The organism is Plebeiibacterium marinum, assembly GCF_026013615.1.
Classification (GTDB): Bacteria; Bacteroidota; Bacteroidia; order Bacteroidales; family Marinilabiliaceae; genus Saccharicrinis; species Saccharicrinis marinus_A.
In genome coordinates this window covers 149,665-171,285 of record NZ_JAPDPI010000001.1, presented here as the reverse complement: position 1 = coordinate 171,285, position 21,621 = coordinate 149,665, and the positions used below count along the sequence as shown (strand labels likewise).

16 protein-coding genes are annotated in these 21,621 nt (G+C 37.5%); 12 read left to right on the top strand and 4 right to left on the bottom strand.

The window, feature by feature from the left end; translation table 11 throughout:
• Positions 1–118 precede the first annotated feature (118 nt).
• A complete protein-coding gene (nadE, locus tag OM074_RS00710; protein ID WP_301197342.1) occupies positions 119–1,123 on the top strand; it encodes an NAD(+) synthase in 1,005 nt (334 codons plus the stop codon).
• A gap of 146 nt (positions 1,124–1,269) precedes the next feature.
• On the top strand, positions 1,270–2,736 hold the full coding sequence (locus OM074_RS00705; protein ID WP_301197341.1) for a class I adenylate-forming enzyme family protein: 1,467 nt from the start codon (positions 1,270–1,272) through the stop codon (positions 2,734–2,736).
• A gap of 91 nt (positions 2,737–2,827) precedes the next feature.
• On the opposite strand, the gene OM074_RS00700 is transcribed toward OM074_RS00705, so the two are convergent.
• Positions 2,828–3,586, bottom strand: coding sequence for an SDR family NAD(P)-dependent oxidoreductase (locus OM074_RS00700; protein ID WP_301197340.1), 759 nt, complete (start codon positions 3,584–3,586; stop codon positions 2,828–2,830).
• A gap of 224 nt (positions 3,587–3,810) precedes the next feature.
• On the opposite strand from OM074_RS00700, the gene purL reads away from it, so the two are divergent.
• Positions 3,811–6,036, top strand: coding sequence for a phosphoribosylformylglycinamidine synthase subunit PurL (purL, locus tag OM074_RS00695; RefSeq protein WP_301197339.1), 2,226 nt, complete (start codon positions 3,811–3,813; stop codon positions 6,034–6,036).
• A gap of 92 nt (positions 6,037–6,128) precedes the next feature.
• Here the strand turns inward: purL and OM074_RS00690 are convergent, their stop codons facing one another.
• Positions 6,129–7,502 (bottom strand): SGBP N-terminal domain-containing protein, encoded by a 1,374-nt coding sequence (locus OM074_RS00690; RefSeq protein WP_301197338.1) that lies wholly within the window; start codon positions 7,500–7,502, stop codon positions 6,129–6,131.
• A 266-nt stretch (positions 7,503–7,768) separates the two neighbouring features.
• Between OM074_RS00690 and OM074_RS00685 the strand changes: the two genes are divergently transcribed.
• From OM074_RS00685 to OM074_RS00670, 4 genes are all read left to right on the top strand, one after another.
• On the top strand, positions 7,769–8,275 hold the full coding sequence (locus OM074_RS00685) for a TlpA family protein disulfide reductase (protein WP_301197337.1): 507 nt from the start codon (positions 7,769–7,771) through the stop codon (positions 8,273–8,275).
• Between the two features lie 152 nt (positions 8,276–8,427).
• A complete protein-coding gene (gene ubiE, locus OM074_RS00680; protein WP_301197336.1) occupies positions 8,428–9,159 on the top strand; it encodes a bifunctional demethylmenaquinone methyltransferase/2-methoxy-6-polyprenyl-1,4-benzoquinol methylase UbiE in 732 nt (243 codons plus the stop codon).
• Positions 9,160–9,271: 112 nt separating this feature from the next.
• The gene (porT, locus tag OM074_RS00675; RefSeq protein ID WP_301197335.1) at positions 9,272–10,063 is read left to right on the top strand and encodes a type IX secretion/gliding motility protein PorT/SprT; all 792 of its coding nucleotides are present in this window, start codon (positions 9,272–9,274) and stop codon (positions 10,061–10,063) included.
• A 286-nt stretch (positions 10,064–10,349) separates the two neighbouring features.
• Positions 10,350–11,918 (top strand): NAD(P)/FAD-dependent oxidoreductase, encoded by a 1,569-nt coding sequence (locus OM074_RS00670; protein WP_301197334.1) that lies wholly within the window; start codon positions 10,350–10,352, stop codon positions 11,916–11,918.
• Positions 11,919–11,981: 63 nt separating this feature from the next.
• Here OM074_RS00670 and OM074_RS00665 read toward each other — a convergent pair whose 3' ends face one another.
• On the bottom strand, positions 11,982–12,740 hold the full coding sequence (locus OM074_RS00665) for a TrmH family RNA methyltransferase (RefSeq protein ID WP_301197333.1): 759 nt from the start codon (positions 12,738–12,740) through the stop codon (positions 11,982–11,984).
• A gap of 145 nt (positions 12,741–12,885) precedes the next feature.
• On the opposite strand from OM074_RS00665, the gene tamL reads away from it, so the two are divergent.
• On the top strand, positions 12,886–15,180 hold the full coding sequence (gene tamL / locus OM074_RS00660; protein ID WP_301197332.1) for a translocation and assembly module lipoprotein TamL: 2,295 nt from the start codon (positions 12,886–12,888) through the stop codon (positions 15,178–15,180).
• A gap of 116 nt (positions 15,181–15,296) precedes the next feature.
• Here tamL and OM074_RS00655 read toward each other — a convergent pair whose 3' ends face one another.
• Entirely contained in the window at positions 15,297–16,292 is a 996-nt protein-coding gene (locus tag OM074_RS00655; RefSeq protein WP_301197331.1) for a class II fructose-bisphosphate aldolase, read from the bottom strand.
• 299 nt (positions 16,293–16,591) lie between these two features.
• Between OM074_RS00655 and fbaA the strand changes: the two genes are divergently transcribed.
• The 4 genes from fbaA (at position 16,592) to OM074_RS00635 (ending at position 21,448) form a co-directional block, all read left to right on the top strand.
• Entirely contained in the window at positions 16,592–17,668 is a 1,077-nt protein-coding gene (gene fbaA / locus OM074_RS00650; RefSeq protein ID WP_301197330.1) for a class II fructose-bisphosphate aldolase, read from the top strand.
• A 219-nt stretch (positions 17,669–17,887) separates the two neighbouring features.
• Positions 17,888–19,201, top strand: a complete 1,314-nt coding sequence (locus tag OM074_RS00645) for a sodium-dependent transporter (RefSeq protein ID WP_301197329.1) — start codon at positions 17,888–17,890, stop codon at positions 19,199–19,201.
• A gap of 21 nt (positions 19,202–19,222) precedes the next feature.
• On the top strand, positions 19,223–20,533 hold the full coding sequence (locus tag OM074_RS00640; protein ID WP_301197328.1) for a sodium-dependent transporter: 1,311 nt from the start codon (positions 19,223–19,225) through the stop codon (positions 20,531–20,533).
• A 39-nt stretch (positions 20,534–20,572) separates the two neighbouring features.
• The gene (locus tag OM074_RS00635; protein WP_301197327.1) at positions 20,573–21,448 is read left to right on the top strand and encodes a ComEA family DNA-binding protein; all 876 of its coding nucleotides are present in this window, start codon (positions 20,573–20,575) and stop codon (positions 21,446–21,448) included.
• The last annotated feature ends 173 nt before the right edge of the window (positions 21,449–21,621 follow it).

The following is a 21,621-nucleotide window of genomic DNA, read 5'->3' as shown; positions in this document are numbered from 1 at the left end:
AACATACAAAAAGCTAATGGCTATAATATAATAGTAACCTTTTGGTATTAAAGTTTATAAGTAAGATATATGTTGATCTTTATACTTTATACTTTATACTTTATACTTATTGTAAATTATGACTAAAAAACCTTTTTCAAAAGACATACTTCATTTAGAAAATATAGATGAAGTGATTGATGGAATTTGTGAGAAATTAAGAGAAGATGTTTATAAGCGTTTTCGCCGATATGGTGGTGTGATCGGTATTAGTGGGGGAATTGACTCTTCTGTTACCCTGGCTATAGCAACCAAAGCATTTGGATCGGATAAATTATTGGGGATAATGTTGCCAGAAACAGACTCTAGTCCGGAAAGTGAAGAGTTGGCCAGAGAATTGGCCAATAAATTTGGAGTGAAGAGTATTGTTGAAAATATTAGTGGTGCCTTAGAGGGATTTGGATGTTACAGGAGAAGGGATGAAGCTGTTGCTAGTGTTATTCCTGAATATAATCCTGTAACGGATAAAATGAAGGTGGTTATACCAGAGGAGTTCGTGAATAAAAATTTGCCACCGGTGCATTATGTGTCTGTTACATTTAAGGATGGTACGGAAAAGAAGGTGCGATTGCCAATGAAAGAGTACCTGCAAATTGTTGCTGCCTCAAATTTTAAACAACGCTGTAGGGCAAATATGCTTTATTATCATGCAGAGGCATTGAACTATGCAGTTTTGGGTACTCCAAATAAGCATGAGGTTCAGCAAGGTTTTTTTGTTAAGTATGGTGATGGGGCAGCTGATGTGATGCCAATAGGAAACTTATTTAAAACACAGGTGTATCAAATAGCCAGGCATTTAGGTGTTCCTGAGGCTATAATTAATAGAACTCCAACAACAGATACATATTCAGCAGAGCAAACACAAGAAGAATTTTTCTATCAGATGCCATTTGATAAAATGGACTTGCTGTGGTATGGCTGGGAAAATGATTACTCTCCGGAGGAGGTTGCTCCTGTTATGGAAATGACACCCGATGAGGTGAGCAAGATATTTAAAAACTTTGCCCGAAAACAGAAAACAACAGATTACCTTCGGACACCGCCATTGCATGATTATAATATTATGGAAGGTAGTTTGGTATAGTGCTGTGAGAATTAGGGTAGAGGTGAGTTAAGAGAATTGAGCTATAAGAGAAGGATTAATCTGAAAGATGTTTTTAAGTCTGTACTTCTTTTCTGATGTTATTAATCATTTTGTGTTCTTTGGGGTTAATCAAAAAACTAAAACTCATGAACTGTATAGATTATTTATTGCCAAAAGACATAAACAAGGATGACTTATTTGTTTTGGGACAGAGAGAGCCATTGACTTTTTATGATATTAGGAGAAAGGTAGCTTCGCTTGCTGTTGAATTGAAAAGTGAATTTGGATCTGGAAATAAGTTTGTATTGTTATCTCCAAACAATAATTACTTTATTATATGCTATCTGGCAATAATGAAATCGGGAAACGCAGTTATTCCATTGAATCCTGCAACAGAAAAAGAATCTTTGGACTTTGTAAAAGGACAAGCAGAAGTTAGGTTGGCTTTTATTCCTCAACTTTTACAAAAGAGGGTTCAGGTTTCTTTTGAGAATATTTGGGGTGAAGATGAATTGGAAAGGATATCTCTTGAAAACCCGGATGTATATTATGAAGAGGAAGGGGATTTTGATCCCAATACTCTGGCTCAGATAATATATACTTCGGGGTCAACTGCCATGCCCAAAGGGGTAATGATATCCCATAAAAACATTATAGCCAATACTTCCTCAATCATAGAATATCTTCAATTAACAGATGAGGATATTATGGAATGTGTGTTGCCATTCTTTTATTGCTATGGACTTTCGTTACTGCATACGCATCTTAAAGTAAAAGGAAAGATTGTTTTAAATAACAACTTTATTTTTTTAGGTTCAGTAATTAATGATTTTAAAAAATATAAGTGTACCGGATTTGCAGGTGTGCCAAGCCATTTTCAAATCTTGTTACGAAAATCAGATTCCTTTAAAAATGAGGTTCTCCCTGATTTAAGGTATGTTACCCAAGCTGGAGGTAAGTTACATACCGTGTTTATTGAAGAATTTAGGAAAGCTAAGCCGTTTACTAAGTTTATTGTAATGTATGGACAAACGGAAGCTACTGCACGATTGTCGTATCTTCCTGTTGATAGATTAGATGATAAGCTGGGGTCTATTGGCAAAGGTATTCCCGGAGTTGAGCTTAGGGTGGTGAATGAAAAAGGTGATCCTGTTAAAGCGGGTGAAGTTGGTGAAATTATTGCTAAAGGAGATAATGTGATGCGGGGCTATTATAAGGATGAGGAGTCGACTTCCGAAACAATAAAGAAGGGGTGGCTTTATACGGGAGATCTTGCAAAAGTGGATGAAGATGGTTTTATATACCATGCGGCCCGAAAAAAGGAAATCATCAAAGTAGGCGGTAGGAGGGTTAGTCCAAAGGAAATTGAGGAAGTCATAGTGTCAATGCCAGGAGTAGTTGATTGTACTATTGAAGCTGTTGCTGATGATGTTCTTGGCGAGGCCATTAAAGCTGTTCTTGTAAAAAATGAGTCTGCAAATGGATTATCAGGCGATGATGTGAAAGAGTTCTGTAGCACAAAGCTTGCTGCTTACAAAATACCACATATTGTTGAATTCACTACAAAAATGCAGGTTAACTCTGCAGGGAAGAAAGTGAAGGGGAAGATGTAAGGATAGGTAAATAGTCACTTGGTATTAGCTACTAGATCTGTAAACAAAACTAGTGACTAATGGCAAGTGACCGATAACCTATGTGTCTGATTTACTCCCTGTGGGTATAATAAGCATTGGCTTGTTGTGCCGGCATAATCAAAATATCATTTATATTGACGTGGCCAGGCCTGGTGACAACAAATTCAATAGAATCTGCAATATCTTGAGCAGATAAGGGAACTACACCTTTGTATACATTGTCAGCTTTATCCTGATCTCCATCAAAACGTACCAGGGAAAATTCTGTATCAACCATTCCCGGAGATACCGATGTTACTTTAATGTTGTACTTAAGCAGGTCAATACGCATTCCTTGGGTAATTGCGTTTACAGCATGTTTTGATGCGCAATAAACACTTCCTCCTTCATAAACGTTGATCCCTGCAATTGATGAGATGTTAACAATATGTCCATTCTTTCTTTCTGTCATTCCTTTGATAATTTCTTTCGAAAGAAAAAGGAGTCCGGTAATATTTGTGTCGATCATTTGTTTCCACTTGTCCCATGATGCATCATCAACCTTCTCCGCTCCGGCAGCAAGTCCTGCGTTGTTAATTAAAATATCAATTTTTTGCCATTCAACAGGAATCTTTTGCAATGCAGCCATAGTGTCTTCCTGATTTCTGATATCAAAACATAATGTAAGAACTTTAATTTTATGATTATTTTCTAAGGTGTTTTTTAATTTTATCAGCCGCTCTTCTCTTCTGCCTGTAATAATAGTATTGTATCCTAGTTTAGCAAGGGTTAATGTTGTTGCTTCTCCAATGCCGGATGTGGCTCCGGTAATTAATGCTATTTTGTTCATAACTATGTTTATTGAATGATTTCATTAATATATCTATCCTTTATATCAGCCTGTTTATAAAATGCTTCAATGCTACCTTTGATGTAATGCTTTTTTTTTATACTTTCAAAAGGTTAAAAAATGTTTAGAACAACATGTTTTTTATGCTGATTTTATGCCTAAAGATAGGCAACATTGAGTGTAAAATTATTGATCTTTTACAGTAGTAAAAAAAAGAAAGCATTATGGATAGTCGCCTTATTAGTCAAAATACCGAAAATGCCAACCTTACAGGAGCGGAACTTGAATTGATATCCGAGATTCTTCAGCGGGAACCCAATGAATTGGAATTAGATGTGTTTTCGCGCTTGTGGACAGAGCATGCCTCATATAAGAATTCGTTAAAATGGTTGGGCAAGCTGCCAAGAACTGGTGAAAATGTAATTGTGAAAGCGGGTGATGAGTCTGCCGGAGCTATTGATGTCGGAGATGGTTATGTTTGCGTGTTTAAGATAGAATCGCATAATCATCCCTGTTCTATCCAGCCCCGACTGGGAGCGCTTACTGGTTTGCGGGTGGTGAATCGGGATGTGTTTTCGATGGGTGTAAAACCAGTTGCCTTTCTTGATTCATTGCGGTTTGGAGAAGGGGATCGTGATACTGCAAAGTGGTTGTTCCGGGAAGTTGTTAACGGGATTAAAGATTTTGAAGAGCACATGAAAGTTCCCGTAGTAGGCGGAGAGGTGTATTTTGATAAAGGTTTTAATTCAAATCCCATAGTCAATAATATGACTGTTGGGCTTGGCCGCAAAGAAGATTTGATCTCGGGTATTGCTCAAGGTCAGGGAAATTTGATTATGGTTGCAGGGGCTTTAACAGGAAAAGAAGGTGTGGATAGTGACGCCTTTTCTGCTGATGTTATTTCCGGGAACGGATCAGGTACTTTTACTTATGATCAAATGCAGGATGCCAATATAGAAAGGAGTCTGTTGAAGGCAGTAAAAAGTTTGAATGAGAAAAAACTTGTGGTTGGTATACAAACCATTGGGGCAGGAGGTATTGTTGGGGCTGCTACTGAGATGGCAGCCAGGGGAAATTCTGGTGTTATCATGGATTGTAGTAAAATTCCGGTTAGGGATGAGGATATTACAGAAAGGGAAAGGCTGTTGTCAGAAACCTGGGGAAGGGTGTTGTTATGTGTTAAAGAAAGGGACTTGTCTGAAGTTCTGGAGATTTTACAACCAATGCAACTGGCTTCAGCTGTAATAGGTGAAGTTTCAGATGGTGATAGGTTGATATGTAAAAATAATGGAGATGTACTGGCTGAAATACCTGTTTCTTATGTAGGTTTGGGAGGGAAGGCTCCAATTTATGAGAGAGAAGTTCGTGAGCCTGGCGAAAACGAAATAAAATCTTTGTCTATTGAGGACATTCAGGAACCGGATCATTACCCAAAGGTAATCGCCGAACTGATGAAGAGCTTGAACCTTGTTTCCAAGAGCTACCTTAAAGATACTTTTGATCAATCGCTTCAAACTGAAAGTTTAAGTAATAAATACCCGTCTGATGCTTCGTTTGTTTTTGTTGAGGATGCGGGAAAAACATTGGCACTGACAGTGGATTGTAATTCTTATTACGTAGAAGCCGATCCTTATGTTGGAGCCCAGATTGCAGTGGCCGAGGCTGCTCGTAATATTATTTGTGGGGGAGGGGTGCCATTGGCAGTAACTGATTGCCTGAATTTTGGTAATCCATATGATCCTGAAGTTTTTTGGCAGTTTACCCAGTCTATAGAGGGCTTGTCGGAAGCTTGTAAGGCATTTAACACACCTGTGGTTAGTGGAAATGTTAGCTTTTATAACCAACGGTCTGTAGAAGGTCGGTTAACGGCTATTAGTCCTTGCCCGATAGTTGGAATGGTAGGGGTGGTTGAATCCAAGGAGCACCATACTGTATTGCCATTCAAACATAAGGGTGATATGATATTCTTAATAGGTACATCAAGAGATGATATCAATGCATCTGAGTATCTGAATTTCTATCATAAACAAAAAGGTCATGCTGCTCCCTATTTTAATATGGAAGAAGAACTTGAAGTTCAGGATGTAGTGAAAAGATTAATCCGTGATAATTTAGTCAGGTCTGTTCACGATGTTTCCTCAGGTGGGCTGTTCTTTAATTTATTGGAGTCAGCTATCCCACTTGATTTTGGTTTTGATATTACTACTGATGCTGAGGTCAGGAAAGATGCCTTTTTGTTTGGAGAATCCCAGAGTCGTATCGTAGTTTCTGTTTCGTCAGAAAAGCAGGATGATTTTGTTGATTTAATGTTGGAGGCAGAAACTCCATTCTCAGCACTGGGTCATGTAACAAAAGGTGAAATCAGAATTGATGATGAATCTTATGGGTACATAAAAGATTATAAAGAGCGCTTTGAGACACATCTGAAAAAATGGATGGATGAAGATTAGGGTATGTTTTGTATTGGTTAATTTGAAAAAAAAGTAACAAAGCCCGGTAAAGTGATTTGCCGGGTTTTGTTTTCTATATTAATAAGTAAACCTTATTTTTTAATGAAACGGGACGTCTTCTGGGTGTTGCTTATTTCTGTTTTTACAATATAAATACCCGAAGTCAGGCTTTCAATAGCAATTGGTTGTCCTGCTTTGTAGTTTTCTTTTGATATAACCTCAACCCCGGAAGTGTTGAATATTGTAATTTTATCAAATACTGTTGCGCCGTCACCAAGTACCTGAATCATTGTGCTGGCTGGGTTAGGCGAAACCGTAATTGTTGTGTTGCTTTTGTCAGTAATGGCAGATGAGATATCTTCTGCTACTTTTATTGTCCAGGTTTGGGTAGCAAAAGGATTTACTGTCTGGTTAATGGTGTAGGTAACATCATTGGTGAAGTCAACTACTGTGGAACCACTTGTTTGGGTAATGTCATTTACCTGCACTTCTGTATTGGCCGGTAGTGCATATGTGGCAACAAGTGAGCTTAAGTCAGTACCCTTAGGTACTGTTAATGTAACAATGCGGTTGTTGTAATCAATTTCACCATTCACATTCAGTGATTCAAAACTGAAAGCTTTAAAGTCGTGTTGGCGGTAAAGGTTTACATTCAGCTCATAGTGACAAGAGTAATCAGTCCATTTGTCAACTACAAGGTAATAGGTTTGTGCTGCATAACAATATCCGTCTGAAAAGCTTGCGATCCAGGTATCGTAACCTGTAGCTAATTCAACATCAAGGTCTGGATAATACTTGTCGAAAGTGCTTGGTTTTTCATTGATAAGGGCTATTCCTGGTTTTGGAGCAAACGATCCTGCATAGCTGGCCTCAACAGAAGCATCTACATACATCTGATTTTCAGTGGTGGTAAATGAATATACTATATCTTCAGCTTGCATGTAATTAGATATACTGAAACCTGTGCCGTAGTTGTTTATGTAATATACATACTCACTACTGTGGGAATAAGGAAATGAAGAGATCTGAAAAGGTTCATCATCCACATCTCCAATCAAGTAGTTCTTTACCTCTTCGGTATGTTCGTTATTACTTAAATCTTCATCACCATCCAGTGTTATTTTTCCAGTAATAATGTATGTTGCCCCGTCAGTACCCACAACGGCATAATTAGATGAGAAGGTGTATACCAGGTAGCCTCCTGGATTGATTGTTGATGTTACCGTTTCTTCTTTAAAAGTATCTCCTCCATCTTGCGAAAATCCAACGGTAAAGTTTGACACAGCCTCCAAACCAATGTTTTTTATTGTAAACCTAACGGTTTCACTATCTGTTAGGGCTCCTTTACTTCTGGGTGACGACCATGAAAAAATCTGAAGGTCTTTATTATATTGTGCCAATAGGTTTGTGTTGCTCAATAATAGTGATGCAATTAAAGAACAAGTTAAGAGTAATGTTTTTTTCATATGTTTTGTTTTTCTAATTATTTTATGGAGCATCTACGCTTAATTGGATTAAAGGTTTGCTGTGCATGATTATTTGGGAAAAACAAATATTCTATTCGAATGTTTTTGAATGGGGGATGTTTAAGGGTAATGTTTACAGTAGCGTGTTTATTAGAATGTGATTTTTAGTCAGTGAAATAGTTAGTTGGGTTCGAGAGTGTGGCATTGTTATTATTTCTTTTTTCTGATTAAAGTTGATAGATTTGTGGATATATAAAAACTGTAATATGTTAAGATTAATTATTGTTTCGGTATTGGTCTTGGCCGGTCATATTGTAATGGCACAAACGGCGGGCGATATTGTTAATGTTGGCGATAAAATGCCTGCATTTGCTTTTAAAACAGAATCAGGAAATGTTTCGTCATCTTCATTAAAGGGCAAGGTGGTGATGTTGAACTTTTTTGCAACCTGGTGTCCCCCTTGTAGAAAGGAGCTTCCTCACGTAGAAGAAAAAATATGGGGAAAGTATAAAAGTAATTCGGATTTTAAATTGATGGTTATTGGAAGGGAGCATACCCTTGAAGAAATTTCTGATTTTTCAGAGGGTAAATATACAATGCCTTTTTTTCCTGATGAAGGCAGGGAGATATTTGCCTTGTTTGCTGAAAATTCCATACCCAGAAACTACATCATCAATAGAGAGGGTGAAATAGTGTATGCTTCGGTTGGTTTTTCTGAAGAGTCGTTTGATGAACTGTTGAAAGTGTTGTCTTCCTTGTTGGAAGTGGAGTGAGGTTTGAAATGGTATTTTTAGCAACGGTTTAGTCCTTTTTTATTTAAAAGATATATCAGGATGCTATCAGCGTATGAAAAGGAAGGGTGAGTATCTTGTCGTATCACGAACTTTCTTATTTTTGCAGACATATTAAATTATAAATCTGTTTCATGACGGTAACACCTTATAAATCCTCATCTGAAGGAAAGAAAAAACAAATACGGGCCATGTTCAATAATATTGCGCCTAAATACGATTTTTTGAACCATTTTTTGTCGATGGGCATTGATAAAATATGGAGAAAAAGGGCCATTGGTTTACTGAAGGAATTAGAAAAGCCTGAAGTGTTGGATATTGCCACCGGAACAGGCGATTTGGCCATCGCATCTATGAAACTTAAACCTAAAAGAATTGTGGGATTGGACTTATCTCCGGAAATGTTAAAAGTTGGAGAAAGTAAAATACAGAAAAGGAACCTGCAGGAAGTTATTTCGATGGTAGAGGGAGATTCAGAAAATATGCCTTTTAAAGATGAAGAGTTTGATGCAGCAACGGTAGCTTTTGGTGTACGTAATTTTGAAAACCTGAACAAGGGATTGGTGGAGATTAATCGGGTGCTCAAAAAAGGGGGGAAGTTTATGGTGTTGGAGTTTTCAAATCCTTCCGGTTTTCCCTTTAAGCAGATTTATGGGTTTTATTCTACTAAGATATTACCGTGGTGGGGAGGTTTGTTGTCAAAAGACAAGGCTGCTTACACCTATTTGCCCAAATCAGTTGCAGCTTTCCCTGAAGGCGAAGCCTTTGTGGCCGAGTTGAATAAAGCCGGTTTTGAAAGTTTGAGAGTGTGGCGGCAAACATTTGGGATAGCAACCATATATTTTGCCCGGAAAAAAGCACAATAATTATTAAAAGAGTGAGTTTGTTTAATAAGTAGAGTTCGATTGAAATTGTAGGTTAAAATTAAATATTGTAGCCTTTGTTTGGACGGAATTATAATAGTTTAATAATAAAAGGATGATTAAAAGTGCTAAATATATATGTGTGGTTTTGTTTTTGATAATTCAATATTCAAATCTGGTGGCACAATCCTCTACTTCAAAAAAAGTTCCTAACCTAACAACTTTCGATGAGAAACCAGTCCACTTTGGATTTATCATTGGTTTTAATACTATGAATTTTACCATCCATCATTCTGGGTACTATGATGCAGATGCAGCTACGCCTGATGTGGGAGATGATGTCCCTATGTATACAGAAGTTCTGGATCTGACTCCCGGGATTAATTTAGGGATAGTATCCAGTTTCAGGTTAAGGAAAAATCTGAATTTAAGAATTTTGCCAGGAATCTCTTTCGGACAAAGGAATCTTACTTATACATATAATGATGGAAACCGAAATACAGAAATTGATAACCCTATAGTCAATGCAACTAGTAACAGGGATATCAATGAGCCACTAAAAATTAAATCTACTTTCATAGAAATGCCAATTCTGTTGAAATATGGTTCGGACAGAATGCATAATATAAAGCCTTATGTGGTGGCGGGGATTAACCCTCGTTTCGACCTGGCAAAAAATAAGCAGGATAGGATGCTGTTGCGAAATATGGATTTGTATTATGAGTTTGGTGTTGGTTTTGATTCATATCTGAATTTTTTCCGTCTTTCTACAGAATTAAAAATATCTATAGGGATGGCTGATGTTTTAAATCATGATGGAACAGGGGATGCAGTGGATTATCGTTATACCCAGTCCATAGATAAACTAACATCGCGTATTTTTGTGCTATCGTTTTTTTTTGAATAGGGGAAAGGTTGTGGCAGAGAGCTGATAGCTTATAGCCGGTAGCCTATAGCTGATAGCCAATAGGATCCGATCTTTATAAGCACCTTGTAATAAGATCGGTTCCTTATTTTGAAACAATAGCAAAGTCTCTGTATGTGAAAATCACTATTCGGGCATAGGTTTTAGTAACGCCCCGTCCTAACTGCTACCCGCTCGCTATTGGCTATCCGCTACCTGCTATCTGCTATAATCTATTGGCTATCCGCTAAAATTATTACTATCTTTGCCGCACAATTTTTAAATACGGATGAAGAAGGATATTGCATTAAGATTAACACCACAGGAAGCCTCAGATGAAAAGTTTTATAAGCCATTAGTGGCCAAAAAGATGAAGGTTAGCCCTGATAAAATTACTGCCATTAGGGTGCGAAAGCGTTCCATCGATGCACGCCAACGTCAGGTTATGGTGCAGTTGTATCTTGATGTATATGTAAATTCTCCGGCTCCTGATCCGGAAAAGACTGTTTTTGAATATCAGGATGTTTCATCTAAACCAGAAGTGATTGTTATTGGGGCTGGTCCCGGTGGATTGTTTACTGCTTTGCGATTAATAGAGCTTGGGTATAAGCCTATTGTATTGGAGCGTGGTAAAAGTATTAGCGACCGTAAAAAAGATATCGCCCTTTTAAATAGAAACCATCCGGTAAATCCTGAATCTAATTATGCCTTTGGAGAAGGTGGTGCCGGAACCTTTTCGGATGGAAAGTTATATACCCGTAGTACAAAGCGTGGCGATTTTAAAAAGATCTTAAATGTGCTTCATTTTCATGGTGCCCAGGATGATATTTTAATTGACTCGCATCCGCATATTGGTACAGATAAACTTCCAGGAGTCATAAAAAGTATGCGGGAATCCATTATCAATTCAGGAGGAGAAGTATTGTTTAATTCATGTGTGTCTGATTTACTAATCGAAGATGCACAAGTAAAAGGGGTGGTGCTAAAGGATTGTGCTAAAATTTATGGAGTGGCTGTAGTGTTGGCAACTGGCCATTCAGCACGCGACGTTTATGAAATGCTCCATCAAAAGTCTATCGAGGTTGAAGCAAAAACATGGGCTATGGGTGTTCGTGTGGAGCATCCGCAAGAATTGATTGATCAAATTCAATATCATAATCCTGAAGGAAGAGGGCCGTATTTGCCTGCAGCTTCCTATAGTTTTTCATGTCAGATTGAAGACAGGGGCGTGTATTCGTTTTGTATGTGTCCCGGAGGGTTTATTGTTCCTGCCATGACAGGCGAAAATGAAATGGTAGTCAATGGGATGTCGCCTTCAAAAAGGAACTCCCCCTTTGCCAATTCAGGCATGGTGGTTGAAATTAGGCCGGAGGACATACCTGCTGAGTTTAAAAAATATGGAGTGTTGGCAGGGTTGGAATATCAGAAAGAAGTGGAGCGGTTGTGCTTTATTAATGGAGGGAACAACTTGGTGGCACCAGCTCAGCGCCTAACCGATTTTGTGGATTCAAAGTTGTCTTTTGATTTGCCTGAAACATCCTACGTTCCGGGGGCTATTGCCTCTCCTTTGCATTTTGTTTTGCCTGAAGGAATTTCGAAAAGATTGCAAGGTGGGTTTAAGCAGTTTGGAAAATGGGCTAAAGGTTTTATAGATCCGGAGGCTATTGTTATGGGAACTGAGTCCCGTACGTCATCTCCAGTCAGAATCCCACGTGACCCTGTATCAATGCAGCATAAACAGATTAAGGGTTTGTTTCCTTGTGGTGAAGGGGCCGGTTACGCAGGGGGTATTGCATCATCTGCCATTGATGGTGAAAGATGTGCAGAGGCTGTGGCTAGGATGATAGGCGGGCAATAAACTGCATCAAATTACAATATTATATTCATCTTTATTATTGCTCCCCCCTTTAAGTCTGGCTGTTTAAATCCTTCTTCTGAATTCGCTTAGGGTTATGGCTGTTGCTGTAGATACATTTAATGATTCAGAGAACTCCTGGTTCAATGAAAAAGAAGGGATTAATAGTTTATCAGAAATCAAATTCTCTATTTTCGGAGAGATGCCTTTTCCTTCGTTACCCATTACAATAATTCCATGGCCGGAAAGTCTTTTTTCATAAATACTTGTGCCATCTAAGAAGGTACCATATACGGCGATGTTTTGGGATTTGGCTTCCTTGATAAATTCTTCCAGGTTAGTATAAATCACTTTTACCCGGGAAATAGCTCCCATAGTAGCCTGAACCACTTTAGGGTTAAATGCATCGGCGGTATTGTTGGAGCAAACAATATAGTCAACTCCAAACCAGTCAGCAAGCCTGATGATAGTGCCCAGGTTTCCTGGATCCTGAATATCATCCAAAGCAATTGTTAGGTTTTCTCCAAATAAGGAGTCACAATGCTTTGCTGAAGGAATTTTGCAAATAGCCACAACCGGCGAGGGATTTTTTAGCTGACTTATTTTTTTTAGCTGAATCAGGTCGCATTCCTGAATCTCATCTGCTTTTATTTCCTTGTGGGCATCAATCCAGTTCTTTGTGGCAAAAATCCATTTTATATTTATAGAAGAGTTAACAATGTCTCCAACCAATTTTTCACCTTCAGCAATAAAAAGTTGGTTTAAGTCGCGGTATTTTTTTTTCGATAACGAATTAATGAGTTTTATTTTGCTCTGGCTAATCATTTTTTCTTTTATTAGATGTAGGCAAAATTAATTTATTCCATTGGAATTAGATACTTTTGCATAAAATTTGAGTGCGGGTGTCAAAAAAAACAGCATCATTTTATTTTTATCTGATACATTAGCAAAATAAAAGTTAGCGCATACCTTGAAAAATATTTTTTTTTATATAGTCCTTTTTTTATTGGTCACAGGATGTAGCACGGTTAAGCATGTGCCCGATAATCATTATTTGTTGGATAAGGTAGAGGTTCATAGTAGTGCCCGTAATATACCAAAGGAAAAGTTTAAACCATATATTAAACAAAATCAGAATGTGCGAATTCTTGGGATGTTTAAATTTCATTTGTGGCTCTATAACCTGGCGGGTAAAGATTCAACAAAGGGTATTAATAAGTGGTTAAAAAGAATTGGGGAGGAGCCTGTTTTATTTGATGATTTTCTATCTGCTCAAACAGCATCGCAACTAAAGCTCTTTATGTATAATAAAGGATATTATCATTCCGATGTTGATACTATCATAAAAAAGAAGAGGAAGAAAGCTAAGGTAGAATATAAAATTAACTCAGGAAGGCAGTTTGAAATCAATGAAATTGGTTTTAGAGCTGAGGATGCAGTTATAGATAGTTTGATTCAGGAGGAGGTTGGAAATAGCCTGCTAAAAAAAGGAAAGCCATTTGATGTGTCTATTCATGATGCGGAAAGGGAGAGGATTATGCGCATCTTGAAGGATAAAGGCTATTATGGCTTTTCAAAGGAGTTTGTGTATTTCAAGGTGGATACAACCGTGGGCAATTACATGGTTAATGATTCAGTGTTGATTAAAAGTATACGAAAACAGAACGCAGGAGGGAAAGACTTCTTGTATGAACATCCTCTTTATAAAATTAACGATGTTTTCTTTCGAATGAATTTTGACTCCCATAGGGCTTTAAACGAAAAGGAGGACTATTACTCCCGGTTTGATACCTTGGTATATGGAGATTTTAATTTTCTATACATTGATAATCTCAAGGTGAAGCCAGAGGTATTGGTGAATTCAACCTTTATATCACCAGGGCAGTTGTATCAGGCTGACAGGGTTGATAAAACAAAGGCACTACTATCTGGATTAAAACTGTATCGTTTTATTAATATACGATTTGAGGAGCTAACAGAAGAGGATGAGGAAGATGGTAATAAGTTGCTTAATTGTTATATACAACTAATGCCGGCCAAGTTTCAGTCATATTCCATAGACATTGAGGGGTTAAATTCTTCAGGAAACCTTGGGGCAGGAGGTAATTTGGAGTATAAGCATAAAAACTTATTTAAAGGGGCAGAAGAGTTTACTTTTAATATAGGGGGATCTATGCAAAAGCAACTCACAAGGCAGAAAGAACAGTTTAATACAACAGAGTTTGGGGTGGAAACCAGTATAGTGTTTCCTAAGTTTTGGATGCCATTTAAAATTAAAAGGTTCCGACAGCGGTTTAATCCAAAAACTTCCTTGTCGGCTGCATATAATTACCAGCATCGTCCTGATTATACCAGGACTATTGCTAATGGTAAAATTAGTTATTTGTGGAATTCCAGTAAAAGGGTTTCGCATCAGGTTACTCCAATTGGTGTAAACTTTGTGTTGATTCCGACTATCGACTCTGATTTTTTAGACGATATTGAAGGAAATTACCTATGGTACTCATATCAGGATCACCTTGTGACCAATACAACATACTCTATTGTTTATAATCAGCAGGAGGTTGATAAAAGAAAGGATTTTTGGTATGTTAACTGGAACCTGGAAGAAGCCGGGAATTTTTTGAATATGTGGTCAAGTGTATTCTCTGAAAAACCAGCTGAAGATTATTATACTGTTCTGGGTATTCGGTATGCACAATATGTTCAAAGTGATATTGATATTAGATACCATCATTATTTAAACAAGATCAATAGTCTGGCCTATCGATTTCATCTGGGTGTTGGATACCCTTATGGGAATTATAAAGTGCTTCCGTTTGAGAAAAGGTATTTTGCTGGAGGTGCCAATAGTTTAAGAGCATGGCCTGTGCGTGGTGTTGGTCCTGGTTCTTACAGTGCTGATGATGCAGATTATTTTAATCAAACCGGGGATATTAAGCTGGAAGTGAATGCAGAATATCGATTTAAGTTGTTTTGGATTTTGGAAGGAGCTTTGTTTTTAGATGTTGGTAATATTTATACTATCCGAAGTGATATTAGTCCTGAGGGAGGCTTGTTCAGGTTTAATGATTTTACAGAAAAACTTGCTGTGGGAACAGGAATGGGTATGCGGTTTGATTTTAAATACTTCATTTTCCGACTTGATACTGGGATGAAGCTGCGTGATCCGGTTGAAATAAAGGGTGAAAGATGGATTCCGGGAAGCAGAAAATATGTTTGGGATGATTTTGCATTTAATTTTGCTATTGGATATCCGTTTTAGTATCGGTATATCAAATGTACTGGTATAATCATAAATAAAGTGTTTTTCAAAAATAAAATAAAAAAAGGCAACCCTGTTGGGGTTGCCTTTTAATTTTATATGCTAATGTATTAAAATTACGCTTTGTCAGCAGATCCTAATACGTTAATATTTTTGTGCATGTAAAGCTCTTTTAAAGTGTCGCGAGCAGGACCTAAATATTTTCTTGGGTCAAACTCACCTGGGTTTTCAGAGAAAACTTTACGAACTGCAGCTGTCATAGCCAAACGACCATCAGAGTCGATGTTGATCTTACATACAGCAGATTTAGCAGCTTTGCGTAACTGATCTTCAGGAATACCAATAGCCGCTTTAAGAGCACCACCATATTGGTTGATTGTAGCAACGTGTTCTTGAGGTACTGAAGATGAACCGTGAAGAACAATTGGGAATCCAGGGATACGTTTTTCGATTTCTTCAAGGATATCAAATTTCAATGGAGGAGGAACTAATACTCCGTCTTCATTTTTAGTACATTGCTCTGGAGTAAATTTGTGAGCTCCGTGAGAAGTACCAATTGAGATAGCTAATGAATCAACACCAGTTTTCTTAACAAATTCTTCAACCTCTTCAGGTTTTGTGTAAGTTGACTCTTCAGCAACAACGTCATCTTCAACTCCAGCTAGTACACCAAGCTCGCCTTCTACAGTTACACCATGTGCATGAGCATACTCAACTACTTTTTTTGTCAATTCAATGTTTTCTTCAAATGAGTGGTGCGAACCATCAATCATAACAGATGAAAATCCATTGTCGATACACTCTTTACAAATTTCAAATGTGTCACCATGGTCAAGGTGTAATACAACAGGAATTTCATATCCTAGTTCTTTTACATATTCAACAGCACCTTTGGCCATGTTTCTTAAAAGAGTAGCGTTAGCATACTTTCTTGCACCAGCCGATACTTGAAGAATTACAGGTGATTTTGTTTCAACACAAGCTTGAAGAATTGCTTGCATTTGCTCTAAGTTGTTGAAGTTGTAAGCTGGAATAGCATATCCACCTTCTACAGCTTTTTGGAACAGATCCTTTGGAGACGAAAGTCCTAGATCTTTGTAATTTACTGCCATTTTAAATTGTTTATTTGATTAATTTGCTTTTATATTTTAATTCTTTTTGCTTTCAAGTAGTTGTAATTATTCAAAGAATTGCCTGTTTTCGTAGTTTTTGAATTTCAAGTCGCAAATGTAAATATTCCTGACTTGTTATCCAATAAATTAACGTGATTAAAGTCATATTTTTATTGCATCTAATTAGGGAGAAAATTAATCGTTCTCCGGGGCACTGAACTTTTGAGGTTATTTATTGTTGACAATAAGAAAAGAATGGTAGAAATTTACCTTCTGTTTAATTTATTAAGAAAGAAATCATGGGAAAAGTATTTGATGTTATAAAACCAGGGGTTGTAACTGGTGATGATGTAGCAAAATTGTTTCAGGTTGCCAAAGAAAATGGTTTTGCGTTACCGGCTGTAAATGTTGTAGGTACAGATTCAATTAATGGTGTAATGGAGGCTGCAAAAGTGGTAAATTCTCCCGTAATAATTCAGCTCTCCAATGGAGGTGCTGCTTTTTATGCTGGTAAAGGGATTGGTTTGGAGGGTCAACAGGGACAAGTCTTGGGTGCGGTATCAGCCGCTAAGCATGTTCACTTGCTGGCTGAGGCCTACGAGATACCAGTAATTCTTCATACAGATCATGCTGCTAAAAAACTGCTTCCTTGGATTGATGGTTTGTTGGATGCTGGAGAAAAGCACTTTGCTGAAACCGGAAAACCTTTATTTAGTTCTCATATGCTTGATCTTTCAGAAGAGCCTCTTGCTGAAAACTTAGCTACTTGCAAGAAGTATTTTGAAAGAATGAACAAAATTGGAATGACTATCGAGATAGAGCTGGGTATTACAGGTGGAGAAGAAGATGGAGTGGATAACTCGGATGTTGATAATGCACTTCTTTATACTCAACCAGAAGAAGTAAATCAAGCTTTTGAAGTATTGAGCCAGGTGGGTTCTAACTTTACAATTGCAGCTTCGTTTGGTAATGTGCATGGGGTTTATAAGCCAGGTAACGTGGTGCTTACTCCCAAAATCCTTGATAACTCTCAAAAATACATTGAAGAGAAACATGGTCTTGGGGCTAATCCTGTAAACTTTGTGTTTCATGGAGGATCAGGCTCTACTTTAGAAGAAATACGTGAGGCTATAGGCTATGGTGTGGTAAAAATGAATATTGATACAGATACACAATGGGCCACCTGGGATGGTATCCGTAAGTTTGAGGCTGAAAATCATGATTATCTTCAAGGACAGATTGGTAACCCTGATGGTGATGATAAGCCGAATAAGAAATACTACGATCCACGCGTGTGGTTGCGTAAAGGTCAGGTATCTTTGGTTGAAAGACTGAAAGTGGCATTTGAGGATCTTAAATGTGTGGATGTATTGTAAGGAAAAATAGACCTTTTTATTAGAAAAGCCTTCATCGTTTAGATGGGGGCTTTGTTTTTATATAGTTTTTTAGTTTTTTTACCGGCCTAAGTTTTAATTACTCAAAGAGAGAATATTTAGATGTTTCTATAATAGTATCAACCCAACTGGAATTCAGAAGTGGTTATCTTTGTAGTTTTGTCTAAGTGTATCATGTCTCTTATCTAATTATATATTTTCATGGCTCAAAATAGAGATAGTTTTAGTAATAAATTTGGTGTTATTGCTGCAGCAGCCGGATCTGCAATTGGTTTAGGAAATATTTGGCGTTTCCCATATGTCTTAGGTGAAAATGGCGGCGGGGCATTCTTGCTTATCTACCTGTTTTTTATTCTTGCGATCGGGATACCTGTTATGGTTTCGGAATTACTGATAGGGCGTCGGGCTCAAAAAAGTGTGTTTGGTGCTTTTCAGGCTTTGGCACCGCAATTGCCTTTTTTTAGGATAGTTGGTGTTATGGGGGTGGCCGCTGCTTTTTTAATATTGTCATTTTATGCAGTTGTAGCCGGGTGGACAGTGGAGTATACAGTTCTTGCAGCTGGAAATCAGCTAGCTGATAAAACGCCGGATCAGTTATCAGTTATTTTTGAAGATTTCTCAACATCAATATGGCGACCAATATTTTATCTTATTGTTTTTATGGCCATGACAGCCGGAATTGTTATGGGGGGGGTGAAAAATGGTATAGAGAAGTATACTAAGGTGTTAATGCCGGTTTTGCTTGTAATAATAGTGGTGTTGTGTATAAACTCCTTGTTACTTGAGGGTGCAATGGAAGGTATTGGTTTTTTGTTTCATCCCGATTTTTCAAAAATTAACAGTAACGTGATTCTCGAAGCACTTGGTCAGGCTTTCTTTTCATTAAGTATAGGAATGGGTATTATTGCAACTTATGGTTCGTATATTCAGAAAAAAGAAAATCTTTTAAATACTGCTGTGTCGGTTTCATTTGCAGATACATTGATTGCGGTTTTGGCAGGTGTGGCTATTTTTCCTGCTGTATTTGCATTTGGTATAAAGCCAGATGCAGGGCCAGGATTGGTATTTGAAACTTTACCTAATATATTTAATCAAATGGCAGGGGGATATTTCTTTGCGATTGCCTTTTTTGTATTGCTTCTCATAGCAGCACTTACCTCTTCGGTTTCCCTATTGGAGGTTGTTGTTGCCTATATTACTGAAGAACTTCATCTAAAAAGGAAAAAAGCAACCGTTTTAGGTGCTGTTTTGGTTACTGTACTTGGTGTGTTTTGCGTAGTTTATCCTGTGTTGTTTAGTTCTTTTGATAAAACCACATCAAATATCCTGTTGCCATTGAGCGGGATTCTTATTTCTGTGTTTGTTGGATGGTTTTTAAGTAAAAATCAAGTGCGGGAAGAATTAGAATCACATGGAGGCAAGTTTAGGCTGATGAAGGTGTTGATGATCATATTAAAAGTGTTTGCACCGATTGCTATTGCGTTTGTGTTTTTAAATAAAATAGGGCTTATTTAGGTTGTCTAATATCAAAAATAAATGGAAAGCAGGGATAGTTTTAGTAGCAAATTTGGGATAATTGCAGCCGCAGCTGGTTCTGCAATCGGTTTAGGAAATATTTGGCGTTTCCCATATGTTTTAGGTGAAAATGGAGGAGGTGCATTTTTACTGATTTATCTTGTTTTTATTTTTCTGATAGGAGTTCCTGTTATGCTCTCCGAATTAGTTATAGGGAGAAAATCGCAAAGGAGTGTATTTGGAGCATTTAAGGTTTTGGCTCCTGATGCAAAGTTTTTTCGTTTAGTAGGGGTGATGGGAGTGTTGGCTGCCTTTCTTATTCTTTCTTTTTATTCTGTTGTTGCAGGTTGGACGGTTAATTATACTTTATTGGCTTTAGGAGGACAACTGTCTGATAAAAGCCCTGATCAACTATCTGTGTTGTTTGAGGATTTTTCCGGAGCAGTTTGGAGACCTATGGTTTATATGATAGTGTTTATGGTTTTAACGGCCTTGATAGTTGCAGGCGGGGTAAAAAAGGGAATTGAGAAGTATACAAAAATATTGATGCCGGTGTTGCTGTTTATAATAGCTATCCTTTGTGTAAAATCAATTACGTTAAAAGGAGCTGGCGGTGGCTTGAGTTTTTTGTTTAAGCCTGATTTTTCCAAAATTACTGCAGATGTTGTTTTTGAAGCGCTAGGTCAGGCGTTTTTTTCATTGAGTATTGGAATGGGAGCGATTGCCACTTACGGTTCCTATGTACGGAAAAAAGAGAATCTTTTAAATACTGCGATTTCTGTTTCGTTTGCAGATACTTTGATTGCTGTTTTGGCAGGGGTGGCAATATTTCCTGCAGTATTTGCTTTCGGTATTAAACCAGATGTGGGACCGGGGTTGGTGTTTGTTACATTACCTAATGTTTTTAATCAGATGGTGGGAGGCTATTTTTTTTCAGTGGCATTTTTTGTGTTGCTTTTTATTGCTGCATTAACTTCATCTGTATCTATGTTGGAGGTAGTGGTTTCTTATTTTTCGGAGGAATTAAAAATGTCAAGAAGAGGGGCTGCCTTGTTGGGTGCAGCCTTGATTACTGTGCTCGGTGCTGTTTGTGTGCTTGTTCCTTCTGTATTTAGTCAGTTTAACACGATTTCTTCAGACTATTTGCTACCGCTGGGAGGTGTCTTGATTTCAGTTTTTGCAGGATGGGTGTTAGGGCGAAAAAAGGTGCAGGAAGAGCTGGAGGCCCATGGCAAAAGTGTTCGGTTTGTTGGCCTGTTGGTGATTATCCTGAAAGTGTTTGCGCCGATTGCTATTACATTTGTGTTTTTAAATAATCTGGGTATTATATAATGATGTAATTATTTCTTTATCAACAAACCTAATCAAATTATGTGGAAAGATTTCTTTTATTACTCGCGCAGTGAACAGCGGGGGATTGTCGTCCTGGTTGTTGTCCTTGTTTTGGTGATTGGGGTGCGTATTGCACTTCCTTTTATGTTTGACTCTCCTGTGTTGTCGGAGGAGCAAAAAGCGTTTTTGATAAAAGGTAAAGCTATAAATGATAGTATCTCTAAGTGTAAAACAAAATCTAATAGTGTCGCTATTTTAAATGGTGTAGTCCCTGAAAATAATTTGGAGAAAGAAGTCGCAGATACACCATTAGTATGGATTAACTTAAATTCTGTGGACTCTTCGTTTTGGAATTTAAATATTAATGACGACTTTTTTAGGGATAGCATTAATGTGTTTTTGGAAAAATACAAATGTCTAAAATCTCTTCCCTTGCGTAAGGTTAAGCAGTATAGTGACGGGCAATTGTTTCGGTGGATTAAGAAAAACTCGTGTTTGAAAAAACAAGAGTTGCTTGTGGAAAAGATAGACTTAAATATGGCAGATACAGTTCAGTTAAAGAGGATCAGAGGGATTGGTAGCGTATTATCAAAAAGAATCATTAAATACCGAAACTTATTAGGGGGGTATGTTTCAAAAGAACAATTAAAGGAAGTGTATGGAATATCTCCGGAATTGTATGGGAGAGTCAAAGATGATTTTTCTGTTTCAGATGGAAATGTAAGGCGTTTTAACTTGCATAAAGACAAGATTAGTGAAATTAGCAGGCATCCATATTTTAAGTATGAACAAGTGGTGGAGTTAGTTAATCTTTCACGCAAAAATAAATTGAAAACAGACCATAAGGTAAGTGGGTTTAATTCAATTTCAGAAGCGCAGTGGGTAAAAATGAAGCAGTATCTTATTTTTGATTAATATTGGAGGTGCAAAATTGAAGGGCTCTTTATATATGTTTCAGAGTGGGTTACAAAAAATATTTTTCAAAAAATTTGCTGCAATGAATAAACTTTAGTTTCTTTGTACCCGCAAATATTCAGGGGATAAGCTGTTTCGATAGTTAAAACTGCTGATTATTTGGGTGTTAGTAG

Coding starts and splice junctions, on each gene's coding strand:
- nadE (WP_301197342.1), top strand. CDS start 119: ATGACTAAAAAACCTTTTTCAAAAGACATACTTCATTTAGAAAATATA.
- OM074_RS00705 (WP_301197341.1), top strand. CDS start 1,270: ATGAACTGTATAGATTATTTATTGCCAAAAGACATAAACAAGGATGAC.
- OM074_RS00700 (WP_301197340.1), bottom strand. CDS start 3,586: ATGAACAAAATAGCATTAATTACCGGAGCCACATCCGGCATTGGAGAA.
- purL (WP_301197339.1), top strand. CDS start 3,811: ATGGATAGTCGCCTTATTAGTCAAAATACCGAAAATGCCAACCTTACA.
- OM074_RS00690 (WP_301197338.1), bottom strand. CDS start 7,502: ATGAAAAAAACATTACTCTTAACTTGTTCTTTAATTGCATCACTATTA.
- OM074_RS00685 (WP_301197337.1), top strand. CDS start 7,769: ATGTTAAGATTAATTATTGTTTCGGTATTGGTCTTGGCCGGTCATATT.
- ubiE (WP_301197336.1), top strand. CDS start 8,428: ATGACGGTAACACCTTATAAATCCTCATCTGAAGGAAAGAAAAAACAA.
- porT (WP_301197335.1), top strand. CDS start 9,272: ATGATTAAAAGTGCTAAATATATATGTGTGGTTTTGTTTTTGATAATT.
- OM074_RS00670 (WP_301197334.1), top strand. CDS start 10,350: ATGAAGAAGGATATTGCATTAAGATTAACACCACAGGAAGCCTCAGAT.
- OM074_RS00665 (WP_301197333.1), bottom strand. CDS start 12,740: ATGATTAGCCAGAGCAAAATAAAACTCATTAATTCGTTATCGAAAAAA.
- OM074_RS00655 (WP_301197331.1), bottom strand. CDS start 16,292: ATGGCAGTAAATTACAAAGATCTAGGACTTTCGTCTCCAAAGGATCTG.
- fbaA (WP_301197330.1), top strand. CDS start 16,592: ATGGGAAAAGTATTTGATGTTATAAAACCAGGGGTTGTAACTGGTGAT.
- OM074_RS00645 (WP_301197329.1), top strand. CDS start 17,888: ATGGCTCAAAATAGAGATAGTTTTAGTAATAAATTTGGTGTTATTGCT.
- OM074_RS00640 (WP_301197328.1), top strand. CDS start 19,223: ATGGAAAGCAGGGATAGTTTTAGTAGCAAATTTGGGATAATTGCAGCC.
- OM074_RS00635 (WP_301197327.1), top strand. CDS start 20,573: ATGTGGAAAGATTTCTTTTATTACTCGCGCAGTGAACAGCGGGGGATT.